The 12,026-nt window shown below is 65.3% G+C and carries 10 protein-coding genes; 4 read left to right on the top strand and 6 right to left on the bottom strand.

What is annotated here, in order from left to right; genetic code table 11:
* Positions 1-151: 151 nt before the first annotated feature.
* From dut to ubiE, 4 genes are read right to left on the bottom strand one after another with little or no spacing between them, the layout of a single operon-like run.
* Entirely contained in the window at positions 152-610 is a 459-nt protein-coding gene (gene dut, locus ACZIRK_RS11435) for a dUTP diphosphatase (protein WP_130226692.1), read from the bottom strand.
* The gene (gene coaBC / locus ACZIRK_RS11430) at positions 607-2,016 is read right to left on the bottom strand and encodes a bifunctional phosphopantothenoylcysteine decarboxylase/phosphopantothenate--cysteine ligase CoaBC (RefSeq protein ID WP_130226691.1); all 1,410 of its coding nucleotides are present in this window, start codon (positions 2,014-2,016) and stop codon (positions 607-609) included. Before coaBC ends, dut begins: the two co-directional genes overlap by 4 nt.
* Positions 2,017-2,070: 54 nt before the next feature.
* Complete coding sequence (gene ubiB / locus ACZIRK_RS11425; protein ID WP_130226690.1) at positions 2,071-3,645, bottom strand: 2-polyprenylphenol 6-hydroxylase; 1,575 nt, start codon at positions 3,643-3,645, stop codon at positions 2,071-2,073.
* A complete protein-coding gene (gene ubiE / locus ACZIRK_RS11420) occupies positions 3,642-4,403 on the bottom strand; it encodes a bifunctional demethylmenaquinone methyltransferase/2-methoxy-6-polyprenyl-1,4-benzoquinol methylase UbiE (protein ID WP_130226689.1) in 762 nt (253 codons plus the stop codon). The genes ubiB and ubiE overlap by 4 nt, the downstream gene beginning before the upstream one ends.
* Before the next feature lie 192 nt (positions 4,404-4,595).
* Here ubiE and mutM point away from each other — a divergent pair, with 192 nt between their 5' ends.
* A complete protein-coding gene (mutM, locus tag ACZIRK_RS11415; RefSeq protein ID WP_463327373.1) occupies positions 4,596-5,480 on the top strand; it encodes a bifunctional DNA-formamidopyrimidine glycosylase/DNA-(apurinic or apyrimidinic site) lyase in 885 nt (294 codons plus the stop codon).
* 23 nt (positions 5,481-5,503) lie between these two features.
* On the top strand, positions 5,504-7,183 hold the full coding sequence (ggt, locus tag ACZIRK_RS11410) for a gamma-glutamyltransferase (RefSeq protein WP_463327372.1): 1,680 nt from the start codon (positions 5,504-5,506) through the stop codon (positions 7,181-7,183).
* A 187-nt stretch (positions 7,184-7,370) separates the two neighbouring features.
* On the opposite strand, the gene ACZIRK_RS11405 is transcribed toward ggt, so the two are convergent.
* Positions 7,371-8,726, bottom strand: coding sequence for a serine protease (locus tag ACZIRK_RS11405; RefSeq protein ID WP_463327371.1), 1,356 nt, complete (start codon positions 8,724-8,726; stop codon positions 7,371-7,373).
* A 249-nt stretch (positions 8,727-8,975) separates the two neighbouring features.
* On the opposite strand from ACZIRK_RS11405, the gene ACZIRK_RS11400 reads away from it, so the two are divergent.
* Positions 8,976-9,776: a HesA/MoeB/ThiF family protein gene (locus ACZIRK_RS11400; protein ID WP_463327370.1), complete on the top strand. Its 801-nt coding sequence runs from the start codon at positions 8,976-8,978 to the stop codon at positions 9,774-9,776.
* 3 nt (positions 9,777-9,779) lie between these two features.
* Here the strand turns inward: ACZIRK_RS11400 and ACZIRK_RS11395 are convergent, their stop codons facing one another.
* A complete protein-coding gene (locus tag ACZIRK_RS11395) occupies positions 9,780-10,781 on the bottom strand; it encodes an aldo/keto reductase (protein WP_463327369.1) in 1,002 nt (333 codons plus the stop codon).
* 120 nt (positions 10,782-10,901) lie between these two features.
* On the opposite strand from ACZIRK_RS11395, the gene ACZIRK_RS11390 reads away from it, so the two are divergent.
* Positions 10,902-11,819 carry a LysR family transcriptional regulator gene (locus ACZIRK_RS11390; protein ID WP_130226683.1) on the top strand — a complete coding sequence of 306 codons (918 nt, stop codon included), beginning with the start codon at positions 10,902-10,904 and terminating at the stop codon, positions 11,817-11,819.
* The last annotated feature ends 207 nt before the right edge of the window (positions 11,820-12,026 follow it).

The raw sequence follows: 12,026 nt of genomic DNA, 5'->3' as shown, positions 1-12,026 counted from the left end.
CGTCAGACCCCCGCCGTGCTCACGAATCGAGGAAGCATATCCTCAAGCTGACTCAGCGAGTAAGAGTCCAGATCGTGAACGCAAGACACGCTGTGAAAAATGCGGGGCTCAATTCATGCGCCAGCGCAAATTTTATCCGCATTCGAATGGCTTATCGCCCGGTCGAGCCGAAGCCGCCGCTGCCTCGTTCGGTACTGGACAGCACGGTCACGGGAACCAGTTCCGCCTGCACGACCGGTGCGATCACCATCTGCGCGATGCGCTCGCCGCGTCGGATCGAAAATGGCGCCTCGCCGTGATTGATCAGGAGCACGTTGATCTCGCCGCGATAGTCGGCGTCGATGGTACCAGGCGAATTCAACACGGTCACGCCGTGCTTGGCGGCAAGTCCCGAGCGTGGCCGCACCTGCGCCTCATAGCCCGGCGGCAGCGCGATCGTCAGCCCGGTCGGAACCATCGCATATTTGCCTGATGCGAGCACCAGCGGCATTTCTTCGGGCACTGCGGCGAGCAGATCGAGCCCGGCGGCATCGGCGGTCTGGTAGGTCGGCAGCGGAAGGCCTTCGCCATGCGGCAATTGCCTGACATCGACCTTGATTGTCGCACTCACGATTTCGCCTCCACAGCCTTCGCGATCCGCGCCACCAGTTCTGTGGCGACCTGTTCCTTGGTCATGACCGGCCAGGAATCGACGCTGATATCCTCGCCCTCGCGCGTCAGCAGATGGACGGTGTTGCGGTCCCCGCCCATCACGCCGGTGGCCGGCGAAACATCATTGGCCACGATCCAGTCGCAGCCCTTGCGGGCGATCTTTGCCTTCGCATTGTCGATCAGATGCTCGGTCTCGGCCGCGAAACCGATCACCAGCGGCGGGCGCTTGTCTTGCAGCTTGGCGATGGTGGCGAGGATGTCGGGGTTCTCGATCAGTTGCAGCGACGGCACGCCGGCTGTGGTCTTCTTCAATTTCTGCTCGCCTTCATTGGCGACCCGCCAGTCGGCGACCGCGGCCGCGAAGATCGCGACATCCACCGGCAGCGCCGCTTCCACCCGGTGCAGCATGTCGCGCGCGGATTCCACAGAGATTACCGACACGCCGGGGGGATCGGCGAGATCGACCGGCCCCGAGACCAGGACGACTTCGGCGCCGGCATCTCGCGCGGCGGCGGCGATGGCAAAGCCCTGCTTGCCAGAGGAGCGGTTGGCGATATAGCGCACCGGATCGATCGCCTCATGCGTTGGCCCTGCGGTGATCAGCACGCGCTTGCCCTGAAGCGGGCGCCGATGCGGCGGGCGCAGGACATGTTCGGCAGCGGCGGCGATTTCCGTCGGCTCGGCCATCCGCCCGACGCCGGCTTCGCCCGCCTCCGCCATCTCGCCGGCGTTGGGGCCGACGGTCAGGATGCCGTCGCGGCGGAGCTGCAGCACGTTGCGGCGGGTGGCGGCGTTGTTCCACATCAGCGGATTCATTGCCGGCGCCAGCAGGATCGGGCGGTTGGCGGCGAGCAGGATCGCGGAGGCGAGATCGTCGGCATGGCCATGCGCCATTTTAGCGATCAGGTCCGCGGTCGCCGGCGCCACTACGATCAGGTCGCACTCGCGTGCCAGGCGGATGTGGCCGGCATCGAATTCGCTCTCGGGATCGAACAGGTCAGTATAGACGCGCTCATGCGACAGGGCGCTGGCGGCAAGCGGGGTGACGAATTGCTGCGCCGCCTTGGTCAGCACGCAGCGGACGTGAATCTGGCGCTCCTTGAGCCGCCGAATCAAGTCCAGCGCCTTGTAGGCGGCGATGCCGCCGCCGATGATCAGGGTGACGCGAGCGAGGCCATTGGCCGATGCTACAGCGGCCTGCGGGCGCGCGGAAGCTGCGAGCGGGACCTCGGAGGGCTGCCCCGCAACCACCTCGCCCAAGATGACCCGTACCTCATCCTCGACCGAGCGCCCGTTACGGGCGGCGCGCAGGCGCAGTTCGTCTCGAACGGCGTCATCGAGCTTGCGAATAGTCAGATTGGCCATGGCCGCACCATCGATTTGACAGCAATGCTAGCATCAGACGCGCTGTCATTGCAATCAGAGATTCCGGACCGCAATCAGGATTCCGATGAAAGTGGCCGCGATGATCCAGAGCGCGACGGTCCGCCAGCGGTTCTTGCGGCCCTCGGTCTGTCCCATCGCTGCGATCGTCTGCGGGGACAGCGTGACGCCCTCGCGCGTCATCTTCTCCAGACTACCCAGCACCGCCACTGCGCGCGAGGCGATGTCGGGCAGATGCGCCAGCACGCGGGCGAGTTCGCCGGCCCCTGACATCGCGCCCTGGATGCGCCCGACCGGTCCGAGATTGCGCTCGATCCATTCGCGCACCACGGGATCGGCGATCTTCCAGATGTCGAGCTTGGGGTCGAAGCCGCGCGCCACGCCTTCGACCACCACCATGGTCTTCTGCAGCAGGATCAATTCGGGACGCGTCTGCATGTCGAACAGGCCGGTGACCTCGAGCAGCAGCGTCAACAGCCGCGCCATCGAGATCTCCTCGGCGGTGCGATTGTGGATCGGCTCGCCGATGGCGCGGATGGCCTGCGCGAAATTCTCCACCGAGTGATGCCCCGGCACATAGCCGGCCTCGAAATGCACCTCGGCGACGCGGCGATAGTCGCGGGTGATGAAGCCGAGCAGGATCTCGGCGAGGAAGCGCCGCTCCTTCTGCCCGAGCCGGCCCATGATGCCGAAATCGACCGCCACCAGCCGGCCGTTATCGTCGAGGAAGAGATTGCCGGGATGCATGTCGGCATGGAAGAAGCCGTCGCGCAGCGCGTGACGCAGGAAGCTCTGGATCACCTTGCGGCCGAGATCGGGCAGATCGACCTCGGCTTGCTCCAGCCTGATACGGTCGTTCAGCGGGATGCCGTCGACCCATTCCATCGTCAGCACGTTGTGGGTGGTGCGGTCCCAGTCCACCGCCGGCACGCGGAAATCCGGATCGTCCTTGATGTTTTCCGCCATCTCGGAGAGGGCGGCAGCCTCCAGGCGGAGGTCCATCTCCATCGCGACCGAGCGCGACATCGTGTTGATGACCTCGACCAGCCGCAAGCGCCGCGCTTCGGCCGAATGGGCTTCCGCCTTGTGCGCGACAAAGAAGAAATCGGAGAGATCGCGGCGGAAGCGGGAGGCGACGTTCGGCCGCAGCACCTTCACGGCCACCTGCTGGCGCACGCCGTTGCGCTCGATCTCGCCGCGATGCACCTGCGCGATCGAGGCGGCGGCGACTGCGGGGCCGAGCCGTACGAAACTCTGCGCCAGCGGGCGTTCCAGCGACTGCACGATCACAGCTTCGGCTTCGGCCTGCGGGAACGGCGGCAGCCGGTCCTGCAGGCTCTCCAGATCCTTGGCCAACACTACGCCGACCACGTCGGGCCGTGTGGCCAGGAACTGGCCGAGCTTGAGATAGGCCGGCCCGAGCCGCGTCAGCGCGCGCGACAATCGTGGGCCGGATTTGGCGCCGCGCCGTTCGACCAAGCGGGCGAGCTTCACCAGGAGTTGTGCCGGCGGCGGCACCAGGGCCGGATCGACGACTCCGAACACGCCCTCGCGCGCGAAGACGTAGGCGGCGCGGGCGAGGCGCGCGATGTGTGTTGTTGCAGAGATCACAAACGCCAGCCCGAATGCAGCGCCACGATGCCGCCCGAGAGGATTTCCCATTTCACCCGCGCAAAGCCGGCGGCAGTGATCATCTCGGCAAAGGCGCTGGGCCGTGGAAACTTGCGGATCGATTCGACGAGATACTGATAGGACTCGGCGTCGCCGGTCACGGCGCGGCCGAGCGGCGGGATCACCCTGAACGAGAACATGTCGTAGAGCCGGTCGAGGCCGGGCACGTCGACAGTGGAAAATTCAAGACAGAGGAAGCGGCTGCCGGGTCGCAGCACGCGATAGGCCTCGCGCAGCGCGACATCGATCCGCGGCACGTTGCGGATGCCGAACGCGATCGTGTAGGCGTCGAACGAACGGTCCGGAAAGCTGAGCGCCTCGGCATTGCCGGCGACGAACGAGACCCGTTCATCGAGATGCTGGGCGCGAGCACGGTTGCGGCCGACCTCGAGCATGTCGGCATTGATGTCGCAGACAGTGGCGCGGAAACCGGGACCGCCCGCCTTCGCCGCCCGGAAAGAGATATCGCCGGTGCCGCCCGCGACGTCGAGCAGCGCGAACGGCGCTTCGCTCTTCGGCGGATTGAGCTGGGTGATCATGATGTCCTTCCAGACCCGGTGCAGGCCGATCGACATCAGATCGTTCATCAAGTCATAACGCGACGCCACGCTGTGGAACACCTCGTTCACCAGCGTCTGTTTCTCGCCCAGGGGAACGTCCCTGTAGCCGAAATGGGTGGTTTGGTCCCGCCGATCCATCAACGCATTACCTTAAGGAGCGCGACCATAGCGCGCCCGCCGCAATGGCGCTATCACGTCAGCACCTCCGCGCACAATCCGCCAAACCGGCTGTGATCTGGCGGATTGTTGGCAAATTGTTAATTTGGCGGGCGAAGGGGCGCAAAACCGCTTACACTTTTGCCGATCCCGCCCCGCGTGAATGACCTTTCCATGCCCGAGCTCCCCGAAGTCGAGACCGTCCGCCGCGGCCTGCAGCCGTCCATGGAGGGTGCGAAAATCCTGAAAGCGGAAGCCCGCCGCAAGGACCTGCGGTTTCCCTTTCAAAAAGACTTTGTCGCGCGGCTGGAAGGGCAAACTGTCGCGGGTCTCGGCCGTCGCGCGAAATATCTGATGGCGGACCTGACCTCGGGCGACGTGCTCTTGATGCATCTGGGCATGTCCGGCTCGTTCCGCGTGCTCAAGGACGATGACAAGGCCGCGCCGGGACATTTCCATTACGAGCGCAATCGGGACCGCGCGCACGATCATGTGATCTTCCACATGTCGTCGGGGGCTGCGATCATCTTCAACGACCCGCGCCGCTTCGGCTACATGAAAGTGATCGCGCGCAACGCGATCGAGGACGAGCCGCTGTTGAAGGGCCTCGGCCCCGAACCGCTCGGCAACGAATTCGATGCCGCGATGCTGGCGCACTCCTGCGCCAACAAGAAAACCAGCCTGAAGGCGGCGCTGCTCGACCAGCGCGTGGTCGCAGGGCTCGGCAATATCTACGTCTGCGAAGCGCTGTTTCGCGCACGCCTGTCGCCGCGCCGGCTGGCGGCAACGCTTGCCAGGAAGAAGACGGCGGAGCCGACGGAGCACGCAGAACGACTGGTCACTGCGATCCACGATGTGTTGAACCAGGCGATCAAGGCCGGCGGCTCATCGTTGCGCGACCATCGCCAGACCAATGGCGAACTCGGCTATTTCCAGCATTCGTTCCAGGTCTACGACCGCGAAGGCGAGAAGTGCCCGACTCTGGGCTGCGACGGCACCGTGAAACGCTTCACCCAGAATGGTCGTTCGACGTTCTGGTGCCCGAAATGCCAAAAATAACCGACAATAATGGGAGCGACGTCATGAGCGAGAATTGGCGAGATCGCGCGGCGACACATTTCGAGTGCGAGAAGCAACCAGCCATCTCCAGCCGCGGTATGGTGGTCAGCAATCATCCGCTGGCCTCAAGCGCGGGCGCCGAGATGCTGGCCGCTGGCGGCAATGCCATCGATGCGGCGATCGCGACATTGTTCACGCTAACCGTGGTCGAGCCGATGATGGTCGGCATCATCGGCGGCGGCATGGCGCATATCCGTCTCGCTGACGGCACGCATCGCTTCATCGACGGCCAGAGCACCGTGCCGCTCGCGGTCCGTCCCGACACCTACAGTTCGAAGCCGGGTTCGGCGCATGACGTGTTCGACACCGTCGGCGATGAGAATTGCGTGGGTGCGAAGGCGGTGGCGGTGCCGGGTTCGCTGATGGCCTGGTGCGAGACGCTGCGGCGATTCGGCACCATGAGCCTTGCCGATGTCATGCAGCCCGCGATCAAGCATGCCGCCCGCGGCTATGCGGTGACGCCTTACTTGCACGAATGCATCCGCGAGAGCGCTGCCGATATGCGCAAGGACAAGCCGATTTCCGCGATCTACGTTCCGAACGGCGAACCGCTGAAGATCGGCGAACGCGTGGTGCAGGCCGAATATGCGGAGACGTTGCGCCATATCGCCGAGCACGGCGAGGCCGCGCTGTATCAGGGCTCGCTCGGCGATATCCTCGTCCACTACATGGAGAAGAATGGCGGATACATTCGCCGCGCCGATCTCGCGGCCTACAAGACCGTCGAGCGCCAACCGATCCGCGCCGATTATCGCGGCTGGGCCATCCTGGGACCGCCGCCGCCGGCCGCATCAGGCGTACACATCGCGGAGATGCTGAACATCCTCGAAGGCTACGACATCGCGAGCCTTGGTTTCGGCAGCGCCGAGACGATTCATTATCTCGCCGAAGTGCTGAAGATCGCCTTCGCCGATCGCGCAGCGGCAAGCGGCGATCCCGCCTATGTCAACGTGCCCGTGGAGCGGCTGACGTCGAAAGCCTATGCCGAGGAGCGCCGGCGTGCGATCGATCCCAATCGGGCGCAAGCCTGGGGCGCGGGCGTTGCGCAGCTCGAAGGCGCGCATACCACGCATCTGACGGCGGCGGATGCGTTCGGCAATGTGGTTGCGACCACGCAAACCATCAACAATCTGTTCGGCGCCAAGATCCTGATCCCCGGCCTTGGTGCCATCGCGAACAATTACATGCATCTGTTCGATCCGCGTCCCGGCCACGCGCTGTCGCTGGCGGCCGGCAAGCGCGTCACCACCTCGATGTCGCCGATGATGGCGCTGCGCGATGGCAAACTGAAATATGCGCTCGGCCTGCCCGGAGGAAAACGCATCTTCCCCAGCGCAATGCAGGCGCTGATCAACCTGATCGATCACGGCATGAGCCTGCAGGAAGCGGTCGAGGCGCCGCGGGTATGGACCGAGGGCAATGCGCTCGAAGTCGAACTCGCCGTTCCCGAGAGCGTGCGCGAGAAACTCGCGAGCCTAGGTCACACGGTCGCGCCGGTATCCTCCGTCGCCGGCGGCATGAACGCGATCGAGTTTGATGAGGATGGCCGCATGCTGGGCGCCGCCTGCTGGCGCGCCGACGGCACGCCGATCGGGATCGCCGGTGGGCTGGCGCGTGCGGGGGTAAGGTTCAGATTGGCGTGACGTCGGCTCCCTCTCGCCGCTCTTGCGGGGGCGGGACGAGCAGAACTCGCCCTGAGAGGGTTGGGGTGAGGGGCTGTCTCCGCAAATTCGGTAAGAGATGAGTTCGCGGAGTCAGCCCCTCACCCGGATTGCATCTGCCGACGCATCCGGCCTCTCCCCGCAAGCGGGGCGAGGGGAGGAGCGAGCGCTATTTCCGCACGCAGATCACGCGCACCACGGCGGCCTTTGCGTCGGTCGATGTGCCATTCGCGGTCACACCATGGGCTTTCAGGAAGCCGCGCACCGTCTCGGCCGGCGCCAGCATCGCCTGCGACGCGGGTGCCGCATTCGCCGGACCGGCGACGACCACCGGCTTCAGCAAAGCGAGACCGGCGAACTTGCCGTCGGTATCGAGCGCCGCGGCACCGGAGAAGCCGATCGCGGGCGCCGGCGTCAGCGTGACATCGCTGCCAACAGCCATGGCTGTCGCCTTGGCGCTGCTCACGGCGTTGCCGCCGCCCTGATTCTGCGGATCGGCGATGCCGGTGAGGTCGAGCGCCGGCTTTGCGCCAGTGGCGCCGATATTCAGCGGCTTCAATCCGCGCGCGCCATAGATGTGCAGCAGCGCGAGATCGTGTTCCTTGTCTTCGGCGATCCGGTCGGCATTGCCGTGACCGGCAATCGTGATCGCGATGCATTCGTCGGTGGCCAAGCGGTCGGTCACGATCGCGCCGTCGTCGCTGACGACAACGCCAGTGCCATATTCCACCGTCTTGCGCGGCGGGGGGCCTGCAACCTGGGGACCTGATGGGAACGGGTTGAACGCGCTCGACATCGCGATCACCACCGGCTCGACGGTATTTTCAGTCGCCTGGTCGTAGAGGATGGTGAGGATGCGAACTTCGTCGCCCTTGAACGTGCCGCGGATGTAGAATTTCTTCAGCCCCTGCAGGCCCGACAGCACGAAGAAATCCGGCTTGACGACGGTATAGTCGACGGTCCGCCCCGGCTCCTTCTTCTCGCGTTCGGCAAGTTTTGCAGTGGTCGGGCTCGCCTCCTTGCGGCGCGCCAGCACGACCTGGATCGTCCCCGTCGGTGACGTCCATTTGGCGCCGTCGACACCGCTTGCGAGTTGCGGAACCAGTTTTGAGGGAATGCCGAGCCGCGCTCCGGTGCCGGGCTCGGTGACAATCCGCCAGCCGACGCTCTCCTGTTTGCGCCGCGCGGTCTCGGCCAGCACGCCACGCTCCTGCGGGTTGAGCACGCCGGTCGGCTTGCCGCCGCGCGATTTCTGGAATTCCTTGATCGCGTTGACCATGCGCTCGCTGACATCGCCCGTGATCGCGCCATTGTACTGGCCGACCCAGGCGAGATCGGATTGCAGCGCGAGCCGCTCGGCCTGCGCCATCCCGTTGGCCGTCTCCTCGGGCTTCTGCAGCGCGGGGCGGACCGGCACGGTCGCGACTGTCTTCGGTTTGGCGCCGGCGGTGGACGGCGGGGTCATCTGCGCCTGTGCGCTCCCCATTGTCACGACCATCAATGTTGCCGAAAGCACCGATCTCATGACAAATCCGGGAGGTTATTGCGCGGTGGGTCGATTATGCACATCTGCTTGGTCGGCAACAACCACACCTGGGTTCACGACTCCGACCTCATCCTGAGGAGGACGCGAAGCGGCCGTCTCGAAGGATGGGCCACGGGCGAGGTCCGGGCCTCATGGTTCGCCCGGCGATGCGATAGCATCGTCAGGAGACGCCGCTTCGCGGCTCCTCACCATGAGGGTTTGGCGGTGGCGATAAGGATGTAAGCAACAATGCTGACTGCTGACGAACTCGAACGCTACGCCCGCCACATCGTGTTGCGCGAAGTCGGCGGGCCCGGGCAGGCGGCGCTGAAGGAGGCTTCGGTGCTGGTGATCGGCGCCGGCGGCCTTGGCGCGCCGGCGCTGATGTATCTGGCGGCGGCCGGCGTCGGCACGCTCGGGGTCGTCGATGACGATATCGTGTCGCTCTCCAATCTGCAGCGCCAGATCATCCATGCGACGCCGGATATCGGCAAACGCAAGGTCGACAGCGCCGCCGAGCAGATCCATGCGCTCAACCCGCATGTCAATTTCGAGGCGCATACGGTGCGGCTCGACGCTGATAACGTGATGTCGCTGATCGGCGGCTATGACCTCGTGCTCGACGGCTCCGACAATTTCGAGACGCGCTATCTCGTCTCCGATGCCTGCTTCCTCGCCGGCAAGCCGCTGATCACGGCCGCGCTCGGCGTATTCGACGGCTCGCTGACCACGATCCGCGCGCATGAGAAGAATGCCGCCGGCGAGTTCAATCCGACCTATCGCTGCCTGTTTCCCGAACCTCCGCCGCCCGGCACGGTGCCGGCCTGCGCGGAAGCCGGCGTGATGGGCGCGCTCGCCGGCATGCTGGGCTCTATGATGGCGCTGGAGGCGATCCGCGAGATCGTCGGCTTCGGCGAGGGCCTGGTCGGGCGCCTCTTGATGGTGGATGCGCGCGCGATGCGCTTCGAGACCCTGCGTTACGCGCGCGATCCGGCCAATCCGCTCAACGGTGACAACCCTGTCATCACCGATCTGAGCGGGCATCTTTGAGTGTCACGAAGCGCGCTTCTCGCTGTCCATGTGCTTCAAGTGCTCCTCCGGATAGCGGCCGCCGGCGGCGACGCCGGGCGGAAAGGCGTTTGCCAGCGCGGCGAGATGCGCATCCGTCAGTTTCACCTCGAGCGCGCCGAGCGCCTCGGTGAGACGGTCGCGGCGGCGGGCACCGACCAGCGGCACGATATCCTTGCCCTGCGCGGCGACCCAGGCAATCGCGACCTGCGCCGGAGATGCGCCGACCTCCTTGGCGATGGCGCGAAGTGAATCCACCAACGCCAGGTTGGTGTCGATATTGCCGGCCTGGAAACGCGGGCTCAGCAGGCGGAAATCCTGCGGGCCGGAATGCTCTTTCGACCAGTGGCCGCTGATCAAGCCGCGCGCCAGGACGCCGTAAGCCGTGATGCTGATGCCAAGCTCGCGGCAGGTCTTCAGGATGTCGTCCTCGATGCCGCGCGCTACAAGCGAATATTCGATCTGCAGATCGGCGATCGGATGCACGGCGTGCGCGCGGCGGATGGTCTCCGAGCCGACTTCCGAAAGGCCGATATGCCTGACGTGCCCGGCCTTGATCAGGTCAGCGATCGCGCCGACGGTCTCTTCGATCGGCACGCTGGGATCGAGCCGCGCCGGCCGGTAGATGTCGATATGGTCGGTGCGGAGCCGCTGCAGCGAATAGGCGGCAAAGTTCTTCACCGCGACTGGCCGGCTATCGTAGCCGAGAAAACCCCGGTTGGGATCGCGCAGCGCGCCGAACTTGACCGAGATCTGCAGATTGTCGCGGCTGCGGCCGGCAAGCGCTTCGGCGATCAGCATCTCATTGTGGCCTATGCCATAGAAGTCGCCGGTGTCGAGCAGCGTGATTCCGGCATCGAGCGCCGCATGGATCGTCGCGATGCTCTCGTTGCGGTCGGCGGGGCCGTAGAAATCCGACATGCCCATGCAGCCGAGGCCGATGGCCGAGACCTCGGGGCCAGTTGAGCCGAGTTTGCGTTTTTCCATGGCAGCTTCTCCTCGAAATGGGCGGCGGATGGATGCCGCGCGTGACGAGGCGGATATGCGCCACGTTGATTATTTCGATAAGCTGGACAATTGAGAATAGCTTGTTCACTATAGCGAACAATGCAGGATTTCGACCTTCGCGACCTCAGAGCCTTCCTCGCTGTGGCCCGCACGCAGAATTTTCGGCGCGCGGCGCTGGAGCAGCGCGTCTCGGTCTCCAGCCTCAGCCAGCGGCTGCGCGACATGGAGGAGCGGCTCGGCGTGCGCCTGATGAACCGCACCACGCGCAGCGTGGCGCTGACCGAGGCCGGCGAATTGTTGCTCGCGCGCGTGGGCCCTGCGATGCGCGAGGTCGGCGCGGCGCTCGATCAGGTGCGCGGCTTACGCGGCGTGCCGTCAGGTCGCCTGCGCATCAATGCGCCGCCGCCGGCCATCGACCTGGTGCTGGCGCCGATGGTGGCGCCGTTCCTGGCAAAACATCCGCAAGTCGATCTGGAAATCATCGCCGAGAGCGCGTTCGTCGACATCGTCGCGGAAGGGTTCGATGCCGGCGTGCGTTATGGCGAGCATCTCGCGCAGGACATGATCGCGGTATCGCTTGGGCCGCCGCAACGCTACGCAGTCGTGGCCTCGCGCGACTATGTCGCGCAGCATGGCCGGCCGACGCAGCCAAAGGATCTGCTCGACCATCCCTGTATCCGCACCCGCTTCGGCAGCGGCGCGATGTACGATTGGGAGTTCGAAAAAGCAGGACGCGTCGTCAAGGTGTCGCCGCCGGCCAAGCTGATCGCAACCTATCTCGGGCTTGCGCTGCGCGCCGTCCATGACGGCGTCGGATATTGGGCCACGTTCGAGGGATATGTGCGCTACGGCGTCAAATCCGGCGCGCTGGTCAGCGTGCTCGACGATTGGTGCGCGCCGTTCCCGGGCCCGTTTCTCTATTATCCGAGCCGCCGCCAAACGCCGCCCGCGCTCGCCGCGTTCGTGGCGTTCGTTGCGGAGTGGCGCAAGCGGGAACGGCGGAGGAAGGTCCCGTAGCCCGGAGAGCCAGCGGGTCGCGCGAACGCGCGCCCGATGACAGGCTCCGCGCAATCTGGGGCCACTTTATCCGCGAAGAGTGAAGTGCACCCTTATCGTGAGACACGATAATCAGGGACAGGTGCCCGCCGCTTGAGGCGGCAGGGCGGGTTGATGGGTTACGGCCAGGTTGCGGGGCTGCTGCGCAGCAGCCCCCGCAACCTGGTA

It is taken from the genome of Bradyrhizobium sp. Leo114 (assembly GCF_055229415.2).
Note: the sequence above shows the minus strand (reverse complement) of the source record. Positions and strands in the feature narration are given on the sequence as shown.